This window comes from Guptibacillus hwajinpoensis (genome assembly GCF_005144865.1).
GTDB lineage: Bacteria > Bacillota > Bacilli > Bacillales > Guptibacillaceae > Guptibacillus > Guptibacillus hwajinpoensis_A.
The window spans coordinates 832,410-853,545 of the sequence record NZ_SWFM01000001.1; the positions used below are offsets into that span (position 1 = coordinate 832,410).

Annotated in this window: 18 protein-coding genes; 5 read left to right on the plus strand and 13 right to left on the minus strand. The window is 38.7% G+C overall.

What is annotated here, in order from left to right; genetic code table 11:
• Positions 1-7: 7 nt before the first annotated feature.
• The gene (locus tag FBF83_RS04180; RefSeq protein WP_136945856.1) at positions 8-937 is read right to left on the minus strand and encodes a metal ABC transporter solute-binding protein, Zn/Mn family; all 930 of its coding nucleotides are present in this window, start codon (positions 935-937) and stop codon (positions 8-10) included.
• A gap of 464 nt (positions 938-1,401) precedes the next feature.
• Entirely contained in the window at positions 1,402-3,192 is a 1,791-nt protein-coding gene (locus FBF83_RS04185; protein ID WP_169525168.1) for an ATP-binding protein, read from the minus strand.
• A 233-nt stretch (positions 3,193-3,425) separates the two neighbouring features.
• Between FBF83_RS04185 and FBF83_RS04190 the strand changes: the two genes are divergently transcribed.
• Complete coding sequence (locus FBF83_RS04190) at positions 3,426-3,710, plus strand: hypothetical protein (RefSeq protein WP_136945858.1); 285 nt, start codon at positions 3,426-3,428, stop codon at positions 3,708-3,710.
• Here the strand turns inward: FBF83_RS04190 and FBF83_RS04195 are convergent, their stop codons facing one another.
• Both FBF83_RS04195 and FBF83_RS04200 read right to left on the minus strand, forming a co-directional pair.
• Complete coding sequence (locus tag FBF83_RS04195; RefSeq protein WP_136945859.1) at positions 3,711-5,570, minus strand: helix-turn-helix domain-containing protein; 1,860 nt, start codon at positions 5,568-5,570, stop codon at positions 3,711-3,713. It abuts the gene before it with no gap.
• A gap of 21 nt (positions 5,571-5,591) precedes the next feature.
• Entirely contained in the window at positions 5,592-6,806 is a 1,215-nt protein-coding gene (locus FBF83_RS04200) for an amidohydrolase (protein ID WP_136945860.1), read from the minus strand.
• Between the two features lie 238 nt (positions 6,807-7,044).
• Here FBF83_RS04200 and FBF83_RS04205 point away from each other — a divergent pair, with 238 nt between their 5' ends.
• Positions 7,045-7,662 carry an NAD(P)-dependent oxidoreductase gene (locus FBF83_RS04205; RefSeq protein WP_136945861.1) on the plus strand — a complete coding sequence of 206 codons (618 nt, stop codon included), beginning with the start codon at positions 7,045-7,047 and terminating at the stop codon, positions 7,660-7,662.
• Here FBF83_RS04205 and FBF83_RS04210 read toward each other — a convergent pair whose 3' ends face one another.
• From FBF83_RS04210 to FBF83_RS04235, 6 genes are all read right to left on the minus strand, one after another.
• Positions 7,663-8,769 (minus strand): Ger(x)C family spore germination protein, encoded by a 1,107-nt coding sequence (locus FBF83_RS04210; RefSeq protein WP_169525169.1) that lies wholly within the window; start codon positions 8,767-8,769, stop codon positions 7,663-7,665.
• The gene (locus FBF83_RS04215) at positions 8,762-9,847 is read right to left on the minus strand and encodes a GerAB/ArcD/ProY family transporter (RefSeq protein WP_136945863.1); all 1,086 of its coding nucleotides are present in this window, start codon (positions 9,845-9,847) and stop codon (positions 8,762-8,764) included. The genes FBF83_RS04210 and FBF83_RS04215 overlap by 8 nt, the downstream gene beginning before the upstream one ends.
• A gap of 16 nt (positions 9,848-9,863) precedes the next feature.
• The gene (locus FBF83_RS04220) at positions 9,864-11,339 is read right to left on the minus strand and encodes a spore germination protein (protein ID WP_136945864.1); all 1,476 of its coding nucleotides are present in this window, start codon (positions 11,337-11,339) and stop codon (positions 9,864-9,866) included.
• Positions 11,340-11,465: 126 nt separating this feature from the next.
• Entirely contained in the window at positions 11,466-12,176 is a 711-nt protein-coding gene (deoD, locus tag FBF83_RS04225; protein ID WP_136945865.1) for a purine-nucleoside phosphorylase, read from the minus strand.
• A 455-nt stretch (positions 12,177-12,631) separates the two neighbouring features.
• Positions 12,632-13,162 carry a DUF420 domain-containing protein gene (locus FBF83_RS04230; RefSeq protein WP_136945866.1) on the minus strand — a complete coding sequence of 177 codons (531 nt, stop codon included), beginning with the start codon at positions 13,160-13,162 and terminating at the stop codon, positions 12,632-12,634.
• 125 nt (positions 13,163-13,287) lie between these two features.
• The gene (locus FBF83_RS04235; protein WP_136945867.1) at positions 13,288-13,899 is read right to left on the minus strand and encodes a hypothetical protein; all 612 of its coding nucleotides are present in this window, start codon (positions 13,897-13,899) and stop codon (positions 13,288-13,290) included.
• Between the two features lie 438 nt (positions 13,900-14,337).
• On the opposite strand from FBF83_RS04235, the gene zwf reads away from it, so the two are divergent.
• Both zwf and FBF83_RS04245 read left to right on the plus strand, forming a co-directional pair.
• Positions 14,338-15,828: a glucose-6-phosphate dehydrogenase gene (gene zwf / locus FBF83_RS04240; RefSeq protein WP_136945868.1), complete on the plus strand. Its 1,491-nt coding sequence runs from the start codon at positions 14,338-14,340 to the stop codon at positions 15,826-15,828.
• A gap of 90 nt (positions 15,829-15,918) precedes the next feature.
• Positions 15,919-16,542, plus strand: a complete 624-nt coding sequence (locus FBF83_RS04245; protein WP_136945869.1) for a cyclase family protein — start codon at positions 15,919-15,921, stop codon at positions 16,540-16,542.
• Between the two features lie 100 nt (positions 16,543-16,642).
• On the opposite strand, the gene gndA is transcribed toward FBF83_RS04245, so the two are convergent.
• Complete coding sequence (gene gndA / locus FBF83_RS04250; RefSeq protein WP_136945870.1) at positions 16,643-18,055, minus strand: NADP-dependent phosphogluconate dehydrogenase; 1,413 nt, start codon at positions 18,053-18,055, stop codon at positions 16,643-16,645.
• Positions 18,056-18,349: 294 nt separating this feature from the next.
• On the opposite strand from gndA, the gene rpiA reads away from it, so the two are divergent.
• A complete protein-coding gene (gene rpiA, locus FBF83_RS04255; protein WP_136945871.1) occupies positions 18,350-19,015 on the plus strand; it encodes a ribose-5-phosphate isomerase RpiA in 666 nt (221 codons plus the stop codon).
• A 170-nt stretch (positions 19,016-19,185) separates the two neighbouring features.
• Here rpiA and FBF83_RS04260 read toward each other — a convergent pair whose 3' ends face one another.
• Together FBF83_RS04260 and FBF83_RS04265 are read right to left on the minus strand one after the other, a co-directional pair.
• Positions 19,186-19,620 (minus strand): universal stress protein, encoded by a 435-nt coding sequence (locus FBF83_RS04260; RefSeq protein WP_136945872.1) that lies wholly within the window; start codon positions 19,618-19,620, stop codon positions 19,186-19,188.
• A gap of 66 nt (positions 19,621-19,686) precedes the next feature.
• Positions 19,687-20,985 (minus strand): purine/pyrimidine permease, encoded by a 1,299-nt coding sequence (locus FBF83_RS04265; protein WP_136945873.1) that lies wholly within the window; start codon positions 20,983-20,985, stop codon positions 19,687-19,689.
• Positions 20,986-21,136: the final 151 nt, after the last annotated feature.

The window sequence follows — 21,136 nt, forward strand, 5'->3', positions numbered from 1 at the left end:
TCTTACACTATTTCAGTGATTCTGTTATCGTTTCAATGTTATGTCTGTACATACCCGTGTAAGTTCCTTCAGCTGTACCTTCTTCTCCCATTGCGTCAGAGAATAATTCTCCACCAATGACAACGTCATGCCCTTTTTCTCGTGAGCCTTCTACTACTGCATTAATGGACCGTTCTGAAATACTACTTTCTATAAAGACAGCTTTAATGTTTCGATCAGCTAGAACGTTAACCAAATTTTGAACGTCACGTAAACCGTATTCTGAATCAGTACTTAAGCCCTGTAATCCTTTTACTTCCATACCATATGCCTGACCGAAGTATTGAAATGCATCATGCGCAGTTACAAGTACACGACTCTCTTCAGGGATCTCATTTATTCTTTCCTGCGCTTCTTTTTGAAGAGCAGTTAATTCTTCAAGATACGCTTCTGTGTTTTGCTCATAATCAGCTTTATGTTCTGGGTCGAATTCAATTAAACCATCTCGAACTTCTTTAACTGCATACTTCCATAATTCAATGTCAAACCAAACGTGAGGATCTACAGCCGACGAATTTGCTTGATCCACTAATAGCATATCTTCAGGAATAGCTTCAGCAACTGGGTAAGTCGGTTTTTCATCTTTCATTTTTGCAAAGATATCTCCCATTTTCCCTTCAAGGTGTAAACCATTATAGAAAATAATATCTGCGTTCGATAACTTGTTGATATCACCTTGAGATGCTTTGTACAAATGCGGATCAATTCCAGGACCCATAAGTGAATCAACTTTGACGTGTTCTTTACCTATGTTTTTAGCAATGTCCCCAATCTGACCAATTGTAGTTGTGATTTTAATCTTTCCTTCGCTATCCTTACCTGCATCAGTACTACTACACCCCGCAAGAACCATAAGAAATAGTAAAGCAGTGAAAAGAACCCCTATCCATTTTTTCATATTAATTTACCTCTCCTTCTATATTTCCACCCTATACCTATAGCTCTAAGCTAAGGTATGGGCTTTATTCGTGAGCTGTGCCTATCCAATTTCAATAGTTAAAAACAATTACTGATCTTCATAATTTTTCACCTAACAAACAAATGTTTCCCGAAGGCAAAACTCGTCTAAAAAAACAGAGCTGAGAATTCTCAACTCGTTTTACATTTCATGCACACAACTATAAATGTTTCCCTAGTACAAAAGTATCGCGTAAACGCATATCTGTCAACTTTATTTTATTCCACATCTAAAATTTTAGAATAGAAATACCTATTCCTGTTCTATTCCACATTTCCTTCCCATTACCTTTTCCACTATAAAAATAATCCGTTTCAGCTACTACTACCTTGCTGTGTGAGGTTTTTTATATTTCATTTGAAGCTTTCATAAACTAAAACGCGCTAGCGATATGCCAGCACGTTTTAATTAACTGAAATTAACTTTTTTTGCACAGGTAAACATACTTCAACCTGCGTCCCCTCACCTTCGATACTTGAAAGCGTCATGCGTCCATTATGATTTTCGATAATGTTAAAACTCACCATTAAACCGAGGCCAGTACCATTTTCTTTAAGGGTATAGAATGGTTCTCCAATTCTTGATAGCTGATGATCTGGAATGCCCACCCCTTGATCTTTAATTGAAATAACGGCATCTCCGTCTTCATTTTTCGTTGCTTTTAATGTAATCATTCCCCCTGAGGGCATGGCTTCGATAGCATTTTTCAGCACATTCACAAAAACCTGTTTGATCTGGTTTTCTTCACAAACAAGAATGAATTGGTCGAATTCGTAGTCTGTTCTTATCACAATATCCTTCAAAATTGCTTGCGTTTTGAGAAGCGAAACAACATGCCTTAGTAGAGAGATAAGATCACTTTCAGCGAATTCTTTTTCTTGCGGTCTTGCAAGCAGCATAAACTCACTCACAATGAAATTAATACGATCAATCTCTGAGAGCATAATTTGCAAAAACTCTTGTGATTTTTCATCCTTTGCAGTGCTATGTAATATATTCGCAAAACCCTTTAAAGAAGTTAACGGGTTTCTAATTTCATGTGCAACTCCCGCAGCTAATTCTCCAACTGCAGTTAGCTTTTCTGAACGCCTTAGAAGTTCTTCCGTTTCTTTTAACTCTGTAATATCCTCTACGAAAGCGATCACACCTTGCACTTTCCCCCCTACTATATGAGGAATTGATACAATTTTAACTTTAACGGTATGACCAAGCTTATGTACGATCGCGGATTCACATTTCTGCGGACTACCTTTTTTCGTTTCTTCAAAACAAACCATTGTTCGCTTTAGGAAACGCTGTTCAACAATCTCAAAGCTAGTCTTAAATCTTGCCTCATTAGAGGAATAACCACTTATTTTCTCTAAAGAAGGGTTGATATTGAGAATTTGACCGTTTAGGTTTAAGAGCATCACACCGTCCGGACTGTTTTCTACCAGTGAGTGATATCTGTGCTCGCTTTCCTCTAGTTGATTGGCCTGTTTCTCAAGCTTACGATCCCGAACAACACTAATTAGAATTAACACGGCTATAATAAAGATACCTGTCAAAACGATATATTGTAATAGTGTGTTATCACTGTAATTCTCAACGTTTAAACGCGGTTTTGCTAAAGACGTTGACATCGTCAAATAATAGATACATGAAGAGCCAATACCAAGTACAATAGCGCCAAACATTTTCCCCCAAGAGGAGACCTTTTCGTTCGATACACCATAAACAAGCCATAAACTACTAATTGTTGTAAAAAAAGCAATAGACCCTGGGAGAGCTAATCTCCACCAGTCACTAAGCTTGTATGTAACGTTTAACAAATAGGTAGAAGTAAGCACCTGTAAAATAAATAATGAGAGCGCAATTGATATACTAGCAAAGAAAATAGCCCTTAAATGTCTTTTGTATGTAAGAATGAGAAATGAAAGAAATGAACCACATACAGGAATTAGTAGTGAAGTAGCAACAAACCATGGCTGATAGTGAGCTGATGATGCCGACGACAATCCCAATATAACAATGTATTGTAGAATCCAAATTCCAGCTCCAAATGCAAGAGCACTACCTATTATCCAAATCTTTCTATATGAAAGCACCATATTTAAGGCCTTTTCATGAAAATCAAATGCTGTATATGCATAACTCACTACCATTAAAATCGAAATGACAACTAGAAAAAAATGAAATGTATATGTAAATTCCATCATGCTAAACCCCACTCTTTTTCTCGTATTTCGATGTAAAAATATGATTATTCATATCCCTAATACTATTTGACAGTCTACAGCTTATTCCTTCCACATTTTACAAACACTTTAAATTTTCTTGTGAAGCAACAGATAATAACAAGCAGCCTGTTCATAACAGGCTACATTAAACAATTAGAAAGGCTAACTTTCCGCTAATCTGGGTATTAAAGAGTGAAGGAGGAGTACACATGCCACAAATTCTATTCAAAGTTCAACAAGTCCATCGTCTATACAACCACCACATACCTGATACATATGAAGCAGAAGTAGAAGTGGAAATCATTAATCGTGAATCAGGTGAACTTATTCAACAAGGTACATTACCGGTTCAATTTAATGAACACGGCTCATTCCCTTCGATATCACACATTCAAAAATTTGTGCCTGATAAGAAGATGCAGACAAAACTTCTATTTGATATTCGAAGATACGTTCGTAAATTACGCCCGTATCTGCAAACTGATGATGAATAACTAGGCCTCATATAAATAGCGATAGATGTTACAAGCAACCTGTATATTCAGTAGATCCGTAGGGTCATTAAAATCCATATTCATGATTTCCTGAATGCGTTGGATCCGATAGTTCATTGTGTTCACATGAACGTGTAGTTGTTCAGAAGCATTTTTCAAATCCTGACCTGTCGATAAATAGACGAATAGCGTTTGGAATAATTCACCTTTACGTCTCTTCTCATAAGCAAGGAGAGGAGAAAGGTATTCAAACGCATAATTAGCAAGCTCGTCTTCTTTGTTATTTAATAGTAAGCGCAACGCACCAAGTTCTTCATACCATGATGTGGATCCTGCAAAGGTAAAACGTTTCAGAAATTTTATCGTTTTCTTCGCTTCTTCAAAAGATTGATGTAGCGCACGTATACCTTTAACTGGTTTTCCGATACCGATCCGACAAACTTTCTCTTCAGATATTCCCTCGATTAAATGATTGAAATCATTCATTAAACGGTTAACCGTGATAATGGATGATTCAATCCCATCCCTGTAGCTATTATGGAAGAGTAAGACTACTTGCCTCCCCCATTCTGTTACAAGCACCTTTATGTCACCATTATTCGTTAGTAAGTGGCTTATAGCAGAGTGAATACATCTGCGTAACCATTCTTCTTGCTCTTCACTATATTCCTGCGGCACATCAAGAACAGCAGCTGTGAAATAACCATCCATACTTGTATGCAAGCGATTCGAAACATAGCTTAAATCTGAATCATCCTCTTGTTCTGATAAAACATTAATAAGTAACTCACTTGTTAAACGCTGCTGTTCCTTGTGCTCAGATTCCTTCTTCATTAATTGGAGACCTGCTACAGTACAAGCATGATACACTGCAGAATGTTCAAATCTAGTAAGAGAAAGCTTATCCGTTATAATGGCAAGATAACCGAGTGGGAATGTTAATCTTCCTAACGGGAATAGCAGAAACTCCCCTTCTAACCCTACAATAGCCTGTTCCTTCTCATTCTCATTTCCCTTACCATGCTTTGAATAAATATGATTAGTAATAGTATGCTTGAGTAGTTTCCTGTTCTCCAACTCTTCTGTACTCGAAGCCTTCACATCACCAAATGGATCAAATACCACGACTGCTTTACCAATAGCATTCGCTAAGTAGGAGCATATTTCCTGAAAAGAACTCTCATCCATCCCTATGTCAGATAAGGCTTGATGTGTTTCTACAGATTTAGATAAACCCTCATTCTGATGAATAATCGTTTGATTAAACCGCTGCACTTTTTCAAGAGAAATCTCTTTGTTTCGATATAAATCGGCATTCTCGAGGGCAATAGCTGCCTGGGAAGATATCGCCTCTACTAGCCGGATATCATCCTCTGTAAATGGTTTTTCTTGTTTAAAACGATCAAGCACGATTACTCCTGTACAAGTGGAGTCCTGGATAATTGGAATACATATCGTGCTCATCGGCCGTTCCTTAGCAGATTGTTGATACAACACAGCATTCTGATCACTCATTGTACTCATCGCATTAGCTACTTCTTCGCTTGTTCGAAAATGGATTGTTTTTTCTTGTTCATAAGCCATCCCTGTCATGGACTCACCTGACTTTAGCATCACTTCGATAACGGATTTTTTGCGAAAGCCCGTGGAAGCCGCTACTTTAAGTCCTTTACTTTTAGGGTCATATAGAAAGAGCACTCCTCCATCTGCAGCATCAATCGCCGAAACAGCTTCTTCAATCACTGATTGAATCACAGAATAAAAGTCTAACGAAGAGTTAAATATAGTCGAAACTTGCATTAGCAGGTGTAGCTGCCGCTTGCTTAGTTCTGCTTCATTCTCCAGTAAACCTTTCGCCATTTATTTCGCTCCTTCTCGCTATTATCGATTAACTTCTTCTGCTTCTGACAGTGATTGACTGGATTGCTCTAAATAGGACAATGTAGCTTCTCCAAGTGTTTTTGCTGCAATTAACATCGCTTCTTCATCGATATCAAACATTTGGTGATGATGAGGATAGGTAGATTGTCTTTTCTCGTTTCCAGATCCCGTTAGGAAGAAAGTGCCTGGAACTTTTTGCAGATAATAAGCAACATCTTCACCGACCATTAAAGCTTCTGTCTCGACTACATCTTTTACACATTCTACTTTTTTAGCAGCATCTTTTAGCATCATCGTTTCTTTCTCATGATTTACTACTGGAGGATAGCCTCTTTGATAGTTGAAAGAATAGTCCGCCCCAGCAGATACGCAAGCTCCTTTAATCATTTGTTCCATTAGTGTAATGATCTTTTCGCGCACTTCCATATCAAACGTTCGAACTGTACCTTTTAATGTGGCTGTTTCTGATAGAACGTTAAAAGCAGATCCTGCATGAAACGAACCAATTGAAACGACTGCTGTTCTAGATGGATTCACAAAGCGACTTACGATTTGTTGAAGGTTCGTAACTAGCCCGCTTGCGATAACTATCGAATCAATTGCCTCGTGTGGAATCCCTCCATGACCTCCCTTGCCTTTAATAACAATTTCAAAGGAATCAGCTGCTGCCATAAACCTACCAGTTTTATAAGCAATCGTTCCTGTCGGAAAGCCTGACCATAGATGCGTTCCAAACAGTACGTCAACGCCGTCAAGGCATCCGTCTTCGATCATTGGCTTTGCTCCACCAGGCGTAATCTCTTCAGCAAACTGATGAATGAAAACGACTTTCCCAGAAATTTTCTCTTTCTGTTCATGCAAAGCCTTTGCTAGAAACAATAACGTTGATGTATGCCCGTCATGTCCACAAGCGTGCATTACACCTGGAACTGTAGATTTATAAGATACGTCTTTCTTATCATTAATTGGTAGTGCATCGAAGTCAGCGCGTAAAGCGACTGTTTTACCAGGAAGCGCTCCTTCAAGAACGGCTACAACTCCTCTTCCTCCTACTTCTGTTCTAACCTTCATACCAAGTTCATCATAGAAATCTGCAATCAACTGGGGTGTACGAACTTCTTCAAAGGATAGTTCGGGATTTCTATGTAAGTCCCTCCTAAGGTCAACCATGTCAGGATATAGCTCATCTAACCTATTATAAAGTGCTGATTTCATCTCTTATTCTCCTCTCCTCTTTCTGTTTTAAGAATAATTATACTAGTCTGACTCTAATACGCTATGTGTATTTTAACAAAAATTCTGACTTTAATATGTAGATTATAACAAATCAATTGTGAAAAATTGTGAATTTGGGTTGTAGAAAGCTAACCTATTCTTTTAATAGAGTACAGTTAGTTGCATAAAAGCGCCCTATTTTCTAAAATGAATTTGGACGATAAAGGAGGAATGACACATGCGTATTTTACTTTTAGGAGCGACTGGGAGAGTGGGAAGTGACATTCTCAAACTCGCAGTTGCAGATCAGCATGATGTGAAGGTTCTGGTGAGATCACCAGAACAGCTCGAAGTAAGCGAAAATGTAACAGTTATTGAAGGGGACGTGCTCAATGAGAGCAATCTAGATAAAGCCGTTCAAGGTGTTGATGTTATTGTTAGCGCTCTTAGTACTGATAAAACGACCACATTATCTGAAAGCACACCTATGCTCATTCATGCTATGGAGAAACATCAGGTTAAACGGATTATAACGGTTGGCACTGCAGGGATATTAAATAGTCGTACTGAACCAGATTTGTATAGATTCGAGTCGTCAGAATCAAAAAGAAAAACAACACGTGCCGCAGAAGAGCACTTGTCAGTTTATAAAAATCTCGCTGCAAGCGAACTAGATTGGACCATTATTTGCCCAACCTATTTACCAGACGGCGCTCCTAAAGGAGAATATAGGATAAGTGAGGATGTTCTTCCTGAGGACGGACGTGAAATTTCAGTAGGAGACACGGCTGAGTTTGTTTACCAAACACTACTGAGCAATAGTCACATAAATAAGCGAGTTGGTATTTCGTACTAATTATTGAAGCATTCCATTATCACGAACGACTACATTAAAGCTAATATTAACTGGGACCTTCTCAAGAAGGTCCTCTTCTTTCATGCTCTTCCATTGCCCATAACTTACTGAATTCCGAACAATACGACTAACGCCGAGGCTGTCTGCCTGTTTTTCTTTCAGTATTTCAATTAATTTAGCTGCCTCATTAGTTAAATGACGATCTATTAATTTTTCTACTTCCTTATAATTAGTTGGAGAATCACCTTTTATATGTGACCCTGTATCCTCTAATAGGGCTCCTTCCATTGTGACATGGATACGAATCTCTTTAATACCGGCTCCATTTTTTTTAACGTTTACTTTTGGCTTGCTATGATTGTATGAAAAGAAAAAATTACGATAGCCAGATTCTTGAGGAATCTTCACAACAAGATCACTACTTTTCACTTTACCAATAAGTAACAACAAAATTTTAGATTCTGGAATCGTTAAATTTCCAACATACTGATCACCACGAAAAAGCGCTGATCCCTTTACAACAACGTCTTTACCTTCTACACCGATTAATGGAACTACTGGATCGATACCATCGTCTAGTAAGTCCCTAGAAAAATGGTGAATATCTGCATAGGGAATCGTAAATTTGTCCGTATCTTTTTTCAACATTTTATCTACATAGTTACCTGTACTTTCAATTGGAATACTTTCAAGAATAGCACTTGCTTCTCCTTCAGCGACCACTACTTTTACTTGAGAGCCAATCTCTCGATCTCGCTCAACTGATTGTATAATACGATTAATTCCGTCAGAAGCAAACTCTTCCCCAAAAATCAGTGAACGTATTTGACCATTAACAATTTGCTGCTCCGTTTTAGCAGATAATTGTTTTTCTGCTTCTTTCTTAGAATAAGCAACTGTATCAAGTTTAATTTCTGTACTAGTTGACTCGTCCGAAAAACTAGGAAATGTTGAAGTGACAAGCATTTTCTCTTCATCTGAATCAGACGCTTTATCGAAACACATCACGCTCATGAATCCCAAGTTTTCTATAATTTTTTGATCATTGCACCCTAGGAGTAGAAAGATTAAAGAAAATACAATAACTAAAAGTTTTAAATTACGCACGGTGATCTCCCCTATAAGTTCGAATTCCTATAACAATAAGTAAAATGATGGGCAATCCAATAGCAAGGGCTGCTGCCACAAATCCAACCACAAGAAGCCAGTCCGCTATTTCAGACATTACATCAACGTTTAGTGTGATTAGCATGCTAGTAATAATCAATATGGCAACTGATTGCTTTCTTGATAGTGCAGGTATGACTCTTTCAAGCAAAAGACTAGATGCCCACAAATACAGCACTAAGGTCACAAGTATTTTTATTAGAAACAGATTAAAAACAAAGGTCTCAATTCGCTCAATAAGCTCAATTTCAATATATGCAATTAAATTTAGTACTGGATAACTAGTGATCTTCAATTGATTCAGCGAAAAGAAAAGGTAGGATACAAAGCATGTTACCGAATACACAACCGTAGTTAAAAAGTGGCCATAATACACACTGCGAAACCATTTCGGCTTTGATTGATCAACGTACGGAAAAAGAAATAACACGATTTCAAAACCTAAGAACGCCGTATACAATTGGACTATACCTTCAATCGTATTTTTCCCTTCTTTAAAAATAAAAGGAGTTAACCTCTCTAAGGATGTGTATGGAATATGATAAATAATCAGAAAGAAAATCCCTATGGTTAAGATAAAGAAGATATTCGTTGCCTTAGAAATGGTGTAGATATCTTTCATTCCAAGATAAAAAACTAATACCATAAGAATAACGAATAGCGATGTTGAATTTGTATTTTGAAAGCTTAGGACCTGAGTTATTGAAATGAAATCCTTTCCAACGAGGATTGAAAGTAAGGACCAAGTTAATGCTAGAAGCAAATAAAACGGCGCCATCCATTTTACTGAAATTAATCCTTCCATTATCTCAAAAACGTTCTCCCCTACTCTAAATCGTATAACGAGCGAAATGAGTAGAAGATTAATCATTACAATGAAAGAGACGATAACAACCATTAACCAACCGTTCGTCCCAAAGTTAACGGCTAACATTCTTGGTAATTTAAAAAATGTAACGCCTGATTGAATCATATATATGAGGATAGCAAGGTGAAAAGGTGCAATTTTCTCAAACATCAGAATACCCCCATAGTCATTCCTTTAGCTTTCTTTTTTTCGGACTTCTTGAAATTGTCGGTCTCGACTTCATCATTTTGTAAGGTGCCCTTAACAGGAAGTCTTTCCAATCTGAAGGAAAAAATGGTGATAACGGTGCCAGATAAGGAGCCCCTACGCTTGTTAAGCTACTTAAATGAATCACAATGATTGTAAGACCAATAACAATTCCTAAATTACCGAGCAATCCCGCAAGCAATATAAGACCAAATCTCGCTAGTCTAATACTTGCACTCATAATATAGCTCGGAACAACGAAAGAGGCGATAGCAGAGATCGCAACAACAATAATTAACACATTGCTCGTAATCCCCGCTTGTACAGCAGCTTGACCAATAACGATACCACCAACAATACCGATCGTTTGTCCAACCTTCGTTGGTAGTCTCGCACCAGCTTCCCTAAGAAATTCAATCGTGATCTCCATTAACAACGCTTCATATATAGGATCAAAGGGTACTTTACCCCTCGATACTGCAAGAGTTGTGAGAAGTGATTCAGGTATCATCTCGTAATGATAACTAGTCACTGAAACATACAATGCTGTAAAAGCAATCGTGATTATAAAAGCCCCAAACCGCAGTAATCTGGTAGCTGTCCCTGTAAGCCATCTTTGATAATAATCGTCTCCAGTCTCAAAGAAATCAAAGAAACTAGAAGGAGCGATAATAACGGCAGGACTTCCTTCGAGTAAGATAATAATTTTACCTTCAACAAGTCCTGCTGCAATCGAATCTGGCCTTTCTCTGGCAATGAATTGGGGAAATAAGGAATTTGGTTGATCTTCGATAAGCTGAGAGAGCATATGAGCATCGTAAACTGCATCAATTTCAATTCTTTCAATACGATCTGTTAATTCTGATACAAGTTCCTCATTCGCAATTCCTTTAATGTACAGTAAGTACGCATTCGTCTTTGTTACTTCTCCAACAGGGAGCTTATTTACCTTAAGTCGACTGGTTTTCACTCTCCTTCGAATCATTGAAAGATTCGTTTCCCCACTCTCTATAAACCCTTCATGAGGACCTGTAATAGTCGTTTCTGTTTCGGAAGGTTGAATATTACGTTTCTCTGGACCAGCTACATTCACAAGAAAAACTCGTTCTTGATTAAAAATGGCAACCTGACCATCTAGAACGCCTTCTATTATTTTTTTCAATTCGGTTACTGGCTTATAGAAAGATCGATTTAATAAAGAGTCCAACTCTTCTTTATGCACATGATAAAAAGGATCCAGTATTTCCGCCTTAAAGCGATCTGTATCCACTAAATGATTAAAGAAAACGAAGTGGACGTGATGTTCCGGAAAAAAAACGTCCTCACTATCAGAGCAACCTTCTAATTCGTTAACAACTTGTTCATACAATGATAAATCTAACGATGGCTCACTTTGCTGTTGATCATTTAATTCCTTTAGTTTCTTGATTAACTTTTTTGGTTTTCGCCTTATCATAACAGCAGCCTCCAACGTTCTGATAAGGTTAGCTTTTGAAGGATAGTGTTCATTTATTCCATCAGGCAAACAAAAAAAGGAAACAGGTAAAAAACACCTGTTTCCTTTTTTTGAGCCTAAGGCAAATTAATTCTGTTTAAGCGCTGCTTCAAGAGCAATGACCATCATTTCTTTAAATGTAGACTGACGCTCTTCAGAAGTTGTTTCCTCACCAGTCACAATGTGGTCACTCACTGTAAGAACAGTTAACGCATTCACACCATACTTAGCAGCGATTGTGTATAGAGCTGAAGTTTCCATTTCGACTCCAAGCACCTGATAGTCAGCTAACTGCTGGAATATTTCTGGATTGTCACGGTAGAATGAATCACTCGTAAAGACATTCCCTACGTGGACGTTCATTTCTTTCTCTGTTGCAACATCGTACGCGCTCTTAAGCAAATTGAAATCTGCTGTTGGAGCGAAGTCCATGCCATTAAATTGAAGACGATTAACACCCGAATCAGATGTTGCGCTCATTGCAAGAATAACGTCTCTTACTTTTACTTCCTTCTTTAATGCTCCGCAAGTTCCAACTCGGATTAAATTCTTAACTCCGTAACTTTGGATCAACTCATTTACATAAATAGAGATTGATGGAACACCCATACCAGTTCCTTGTACTGAAATTCTTTCACCTTTGTATGTACCTGTATAGCCGAGCATCCCTCTTACTTCGTTATAGCAAACAACGTCTTCTAGAAACGTCTCAGCAATAAACTTCGCACGTAGCGGATCTCCCGGTAGTAGAATTGTTTCGGCAATATCGCCTTGTTTTGCTCCAATATGTACACTCATTTTGTTACCTCCTATATAATGCGTTCACTATCAAAAGTAGCATAAGATGCTTTCATATTCCACAAGCAATGCCTCTCAACGTTACTTTTCCTAAAAAATTTTTCATTATACCTGGATACAATAGGAGTATCTGCTTTTAAGATACAAAAAAAGAGTCTGGGACAAAACTAAAATACATGAAGGAAATCGCGAATTTTGAATGTTAAGAGTAAGACCTTAGCGTAGCCAACATACGTAGACTCCTGCGGGAACAGCACGAGTCCGAAGACCCCGCAGGAAAGCGTTTTTTGCTTTCTGAGGAGACTGAGGCCGTGCCCGCGGAAAGCGAAGTATGTTGGCGAAGCGGTTGTTTCCTATCTGTAAATTACGAAAGACCCGAACTGATTCAAATGAATTGTTCGGGTCTTTCTCATGGTTATTTACTTATGTCCCAGCCTCTTTCACAATAAATAGTTCTAATAGTAAGGAGAAATCATTAAATATACTACTACGCCAGTTAAGCTTACATACAGCCAGATAGGCATCGTCCATCTTGCAATCTTACGGTGCTTTGCTACTTGCATGTTAAGCCCGCGTGTAACAGTAATGAGAGCTAGTGGCACAATAGCAGCAGCCAAGATTATATGGGAGATAAGGATAAAGAAATAAATCGATCGAATTATTCCATCTCCTCCAAATGAAGTTGATTCTGAGAGACCATGGTATGTCACGTAAGAAACTAGGAATAATGCGGTAGTTGTAAATGCGGCAAAAATAAATCGCTTATGCAACTTAATATTTTTCTGTTTAATAAAAATAAGAGCGGCTACAAGAAAAACAAACGTAAAGCTATTAAATACAGCATTAAGCAGCGGAAGTAACGTTATGTCAAAACCTACGTCCCCACTATACTCAGGTAGAAAGAATAAGATTACTACTAGTACGTTAACGGCAATGGAAAGGCCGACAATCCAAGGTGTATAATTTCGTTGTTTCACATCAGTCATGACATTCTTCTCCTTATACAATAATCTACCTATTAAGAATAAGAAAGATTCTCTAATTGAGCAACCAATGAGACACATCCGTTTATTAAAATTCTCATATGTGACACGTTTTGTTCACAGGTTAGCTATGGTGTCCATTGATCATGCACAACTCCAGCCAAGTATGGTTCACCTTCATAATCTGTAAAAACAAGTTTTAAACTCTTCCAGTCCATCCCTTCGTACTCTTCTGAGCCTGGCACAAAAAACTCAATATAATTACTTTCAGGGAATGCTTCTGTTATGTTTTGAATACTATTGGTTTCCTTATAGTATCCATTATAAGTTACAAAGTCAGTTTCAATGAAATCAACATCATATACATACGTTTTGAAGTAATCATCTGGTGATAAACGGATAGGATCACCCTTACCTGCTTCTGTTCCCCATTCTATCTGCTTTTTGTTAGTTAAAAGACCCTTCACCTGAACAGGCATGAACACTTGCGCTCGCTTACTATCAACTGTCGCATAGGGAGAGAACAAAACACCCTTTTGCGGATGAACAAATTGTGCAAGATCAGTCATTTTTCTATTTTGTATAGCTCTCATTACGTCATATGCTTTCTCCATGACGAGAATTTCTTCATCAAATGTCACACGAGGTGGATTAGGATCAGTTATAGGTTGATCTTCTGCTTGGCCACAACCTATTAACAATCCAAGGAACAAGTAAATAACCACTTTTCGATGAATCAATCTCCTCACCTCTCAGTCGTTTATTACCTACACACCTAGTATATTCGTCGTTTTATTCATTAACCATTCGTTTTGAATTAATAATATGAAAACTACTTTGATCCCGAAGCTACAGTAGTGGTATCGCTTACAGATATGAATTAATATCACGAAAAGTCAAATTGCTCTTCGTTTCTCAATCTCACAATTTGATTTTAGTGCCAAAAAGCTATAAAATTTTTACTTGGGAACCTGTTAACAGAATTGTTGCAGGATCAACGTTTATTATTATTGGTCTAAACAAGGTTCAGACCATCCTAGCAACATATGCTAGGATCTATCATGCTTTGATTTGGTTACATATTTGCTTTGTAAGCATGAAGAACGACAGGGAATTTTACTGTTCCGCCCAACACGTTCCCTATGGAGCAGCAATAAAGAAAAAGTGAGGTCACAAAGATGAATCAACCATCAAAACAGGCTTCTGTTATCGTTATATTTGGAGCTACAGGAGATCTTGCAAAACGCAAGCTTTTCCCATCGCTATATAACCTCTATTGTAAAGGTGTGTTAGCAGAAGATTTCGCTGTTGTTGGCGTAGCTCGCAGACAGCTTTCTAATGAAGAATTCCGTTCTAATGTTCATGATGCTGTTGTTCACACAGCGTGCATGGATAAAGATGACAAGCACAAAGAATTTAGTAGTCACTTCTTCTATCAGCCTTTTGATGTTACGAAGAAGGAGTCTTATCAAGACCTTAAGGGATTAACTGAATCTCTTGATGAGCAATTTGATATTCCTGGAAATCGCATTTTCTACATGGCAATGGCTCCTGAATTCTTTGGAACAATTGCACTTAATCTTGATTCTGAAGGATTGCTTGAAGGTAATGGTTTCAACCGACTAGTTATTGAGAAACCATTCGGACACGATTTCCCATCTGCTCAGAAGCTTAATGATGAAATTCGTCAGGTGTTTTCTGAAGAGGAAATCTATCGTATTGACCATTATCTTGGTAAAGAAATGGTGCAAAATATCGAGGCTATCCGTTTTGCTAATTCACTATTTGAGCCACTCTGGAATAACCGTTATATATCAAATATCCAGATTACCTCAAGTGAAACAGTTGGTGTAGAAACAAGAGGCGGATACTATGAAAAGTCTGGCGCACTAAGGGATATGGTTCAAAACCATATGTTACAAATGGTTTCGCTACTTGCTATGGAACCACCTGGTAGCCTTACTACAGAAGAAATTCGTGGTGAGAAAGTAAAAGTACTACGCGCTCTTCGTGCAGTTAGCACAGCAGAAGTAAATGATTACTTCGTTCGCGGTCAGTACAAACAGGGCGAAGGGAATGGTGAAACACTTCCTGGTTACCGAGAAGAAGATAATGTAGATGAAGCCTCGAATACGGAAACCTTTGTTGCAGCGAAGCTAATGATTGATAACTTCCGCTGGGCAGGCGTTCCATTCTATATTAGAACCGGTAAAAGAATGACTAACAAAACCACTAATATTCTAATTGAGTTCAAAGACATGCCAATGAATCTTTACAAAAATGAAAGTGGCAAGCTTGGACCAAATATTCTTGAGGTTCACATTCAACCTGAAGAGGGAATTACACTACACCTGAATGTTAAGGACACTGGCGATATGCGTAAAACAACACCAATTGAGTTGAATTTTAACAACAAACAGAAAAACAATATGAACTCTCCTGAAGCCTATGAACGTCTTCTTCATGACGTTATGAAAGGTGACGCTACAAACTTTGCGCGCTGGGATGAAGTAGCTCTCTCATGGCAGTTCATCGACCCAATTTCAGTCGCATGGGCAAATGAAAAAGAGCAAGACTTCCCTAACTATCCTGCTGGATCTATGGGGCCTGAAGCAGCTGATAAGCTTCTAGAGAAAGACAACCTACACTGGTGGTCTTCGAAAGAGTAAAACAATCAATGTATAACAATTAAAGAAAGATACGTGAAACACGTATCTTTCTTTATCATCTTTATTCCATTTGAAAGGAAGTGCATAAAAATGAAAATGTATGATGTTAGCGCACCCATTTATAACGGAATGGCTGTATACAAAAACAAAGAAGAGAAACAACCTGAAATCACTACAAAGACAAATGGACATGTAACAGAGTCTCGTCTTTCACTTGATGTCCATACAGGTACACATGTTGACGCTCCGCTTCACATGATGAATGATGGTGCAACGTTTGAAACCATTAACATGGAAGACCTTGTCGGACAGGCTAAAGTAATTGATGTAACGAACGTAAAAGGTGCTATTTCTGACAAAGACATTGAGTCTGAGGATATCCAAGAAGGAGATTTCATTCTTTTCAAATCCCAAAACTCATTTGAAGAAGAGTTTAATTTCGATTTCGTATTCGTTGGAGAAGATGCAGCACGTTATCTTGCCGAACGAAACATCCGTGGAGTTGGTGTCGATGGTCTTGGTATTGAACGTAGTCAGCCAGAGCACCCTACCCACCGCTCTCTTTTCGAGAAAGACGTCATTATTATGGAAGGCCTTCGTTTAGAGGATGTAGCTGCTGGTCAATATTTCATGGTGGCTGCACCATTGAAGCTGCAGGGAACAGATGCATCGCCTGCTCGCGTACTTCTATTTGATGGATTAAAAGAAGCATAGTAAAAAGCCGGGGGATTACCCCGGCTTTTTATTTTTATATACCCAAAACCGCCCACCTCTTCACCAGTTAAGGTTGAGAAGTGGGCGGTTTCTAGATTAATTAATCTTCAAGCCATTCTGTGTGGAAGACACCTTCGCGGTCAATACGCTGATACGTATGAGCACCGAAATAGTCACGTTGCGCTTGTAGAAGGTTTGCAGGAAGTGTTTCGCTACGATAGCTATCATAGTAAGCAATTGCGCTAGCAAGACCAGGAACAGGAATTCCGCGCTGTACAGCAAGGGATACGATATCACGAGCAGCACTTTGATAAGATTCAACGATTTCCTTGAAGTAAGGATCTAGAAGAAGGTTTGTTAAGCCAGGCTCGCGGTCATATGCTTCTTTAATATTTTGAAGGAAGCCTGCACGGATAATGCAACCTCCGCGGAAAATCATCGCGATTGAGCCGTAATCAAGATTCCAATCATACTCATCAGAAGCAGAACGCATTTGTGCGAAGCCTTGAGCATAAGAGCAAATCTTGCTCAAGTAAAGAGCTTTACGGATTTTCTCGATTAATTCATCTTTGTTACCATCAAATGCTGGTACATCAGGTCCCGCAAGAAGCTTACTTGCTTTCACACGTTCTTCTTTCATTGCTGAAATGAAGCGTGAGAAAACAGACTCTGTGATAATTGAAAGAGGTACACCTAGATCGAGCGCACTCTGGCTCGTCCATTTACCAGTACCTTTTTGACCAGCTGTATCAAGGATAACATCAACAAGTGCTTTACCTGTTTCAGGATCCTTCTTCGTAAAGATATCAGCTGTAATTTCAATAAGGTAGCTATCAAGCTCCCCTTTATTCCATTCCTTAAATACTTCATGAAGCTCGTCAGTTGAAAGACCTAATACATTCTTCATCATGTAATAAGCTTCACCGATTAGCTGCATATCGCCATATTCAATACCGTTATGCACCATTTTCACATAGTGCCCAGCACCGTCTGGACCAATATAAGTTGTACATGGATCTCCGTCTACTTTTGCTGCAATAGCTTTAAAGATATCTTCTACTTCACTGAAGGCATCTGGCTGTCCGCCAGGCATAATAGAAGGACCGTTAAGTGCGCCTTCTTCCCCACCAGACACGCCAGTACCGATAAAGCGAATACCTTTTTCTTTCAAATCATCGCTCCGTTTTTGTGTGTCTCTAAAGAATGCATTACCACCATCAATGATAATGTCATCCTTATCAAGGTGTGGCAATAACTGATCGATTGTTGCATCAGTCGGCATGCCTGCTTTAACCATTAGCAAAATCTTTCTTGGTGTTTCAAGTGATTGAACGAACTCCTCAATGCTATATGTATCCTGAAAGTTTCGTCCTTCAACTTCAGACATCATTTCTTTAGTTTTTTCTTCAGAACGGTTATAGACGGAGACTGAATAGCCGCGACTCTCGATATTCATCGCAAGGTTTTTCCCCATAACGGCTAATCCAATCACACCTATTTGTTGTTTTGACATCTTATTCCCTCCAGCTCTTGTACTTTAATTCTCTAAACCACGACTGCCACTGAAAAAGTATACCATAATGAGAAACATACGCTTCTAATAGTATGCACACCCTTAATCAGGTTACTCACATGTGAACAGCCTAACAGTATGCATTATACGTCTTTCTAGAGCACCGTGCAAAGATTAGCAACTAAGGGGTATCATTTCGACTTTCAATTTGTCCAGTTTTTATATATGGTGGAAAGAGATGAAATAAATTCAATCCAATCTATGCTGATAGCTTGATTAAAGGAGAGTTGAATAATGAATGAAAAACAATTAGCAGGCGAAAAAGCTGCGAGTTATATTCAGGATGGAATGGTTGTTGGGCTTGGGACAGGCAGTACGGTCTATTGGACGATACTCAAAATTGCTGAGATGGTTCAGAATGGCTTATCCATAAAAGGAGTTCCTACTTCCAAAGAAACTGAAAAACTTGCGCAAGAGCATGGCATTTCGCTAATTCCCTTAGAAGAAGTTACATCAATTGATTTAACAATTGACGGCGCTGACGAATTGAACGATGAGCTCACATTAATTAAAGGTGGAGGCGGTGCATTGTTGCGCGAGAAAATTATTGCCTACCACTCTACACATATGATTGTTGTGGCAGATTCAAGCAAGGTTGTGTCAGAACTCGGAAGGTTCCCTTTACCTGTAGAGGTTGTACCATTCAGTCATCAAAAAACCCTGGAAGTTTTACGTGAAATGGGCTGTCAACCTTTATTACGTAAGCAAAACAATTCGGTATACTTAACCGATAACGGAAATTATATCGTAGATTGCGCATTTGAGAGTATACCTTATCCCTCCACCTTACACGATCGAATCAATCAGATTCCTGGCGTTGTTGATAATGGTTTATTTATTGGATATGCAGAGAAAGCGATCATAGGTAAAGGAAGCACTATTACCTATTTAGAGAAATAGGAAAAGCCCGGCGTATAAATGCCGGGCTTTCATCTTTTTATTTGGCTTTTTCGTAGACATTGTTGTTATAGCGAGTTAATTTCCGCTCCAATTAGCTAAGTGTGGTTTTTTATTCAATAATTGTTTCAAAAGCAACAATCTTTTAGAAAAGAGCCTTTGGACGTGAGGTTTTATTTAATAATTAGAACGGGACAATGAGAACGTTGAAGTACTGCATGACTTACGCTTCCGAGAAACCACTCTCTTAAACCGTTTAAACCCCTGCTACCCATAATAATAAGGTCACGCTCATGTTCATCGGCATACTTCACAATTTCGTTGCCTGGATTTCCTTCCAGTACCATTGTCCGTACGACATGATTTGGGAGCTGTTCATGAAGCTCCTCACTTATTTCTTTCAACAAGTCGACCGCTTCTTTTCTTAATTCATTTAAAATGCTCGCATAAACAACAGCTGAGCTGATTTGGGCTGTAGGATTTAATGCTGTAACCACATCAATTTGAAGAGTGGGGTTTTCCTTTGCCATTGCAACTGCTTCATTGAGGGCCTTCATACTCAAGTCAGATCCATCAAATGCAACTAGGACGTTAGTGTACTTTCTCATTACAACACTCCCCCTTCCCTATTATACTTTCATTATAACACGATTAGAGGATAAGACATTGTAGTGCTAATCACTGATAGACTTTTCTTCCCGCTTCTTTCTATTCATGATTTGCTCCGTAACAATCGCTGTAATCGAGCCTAGAATTAATCCATTATTTAAAAGCGATGCTGTAAGGGGTGGTGCATTCTGAAAGGCTTCAGGAGGAATAAACATTGTTCCTATTCCGACCATGAAGGAAATACCTATGACAAATGATTTACCTTCAGAATGATCTTTCTTAAACTCATTGAACGCAATTCCAACCATATTCACAAATACGATAAAGATAACGGCATAACCAACAGGTTCAGGTAATGCTGCAAAAAATGCCATCAGTGCCGGAAACAGGCTTATGATAATTATAAAACCACTTCCGACTATAAACGGAAGCCTCCGCTTTAATCCTGTAGTCATAATGAAACCTGCTGCTCCAGAGATCGGAACACTTCCAACTGCAGAAAAAACACCTCCGAGTAGCTGATTAATACCAGATACAAAGCCAGCTTGGCGATATCTGCCCATTGGCTTCGTGTTCGAAAGTCTAGCTAGAACTTCTTCAACAACTCGAATGCTTGCGATCATATTCGTTAATAGCAATAGTGTCACAAGTGCAGCTGTAACAATCATCCCAGAATTCCATTCAGGAAAACCGAACGCAAAAATTTCTGGAAGCTGAACAAATCCTCCTTCAGGAACCGTAACAGGCTTCGCTAAACCTAGAATTGCAAAAAGAATCCATCCTATTATTAATATAATTAAAATCGAATATTGCTGGATAATCGCTGGCATCGAACGTGAGAACCAGATCGATACGAGAACAAGAAATAGGGACAACCCTGCTATTCTAAGATCAATTCCCTCTTTTAAATAACCTACTCCCATCATGCCATTTAGAAAGGATCCGCTCAGCTGTGCAACAAGTAAGAGAAGATAAATTCCTGTTACAACTGGCGTGAACAATCGAGACAGTCTCTCCACCATTCCCAATGCGCTTAATAGAATAAAAATCAGTCCACTTGCAATCATAGCAAGCTCAAGGGCTTGTAACGTCTCCATTTTCGAACCAAACAGTGCTGAACTTAACCCTGCATAAAGGACAAACACTCCCCACCATAGTCCCGCAGGTCCTTCGTTAATTGGTAAGCGGTGTCCAAGCGTTGCTTGAAGAATAGCTGCTACCCCAAGTACAAACATCGTTCTTTGCACAAAGCCTGCCGCCATTGCTGGATCCAACTGGAATAAGCTTGCGATGGCAACCGGTGCTACAATTGATCCTGCAATCATAAAAACTGCCCATTGAAGAGCCGATAACGTATTACGCATAGAAAAGCCTTCTTTCATCCATACAAATTATGTACCTTTCTTAATTTTAACAAAGGGACGTAAAGCGGTCATTACGTTTTTTTCCACTATAAAAAAACACATTGCTCTGATATACTAATTTATTGGTGATTTGATTTCGATCAAATACACG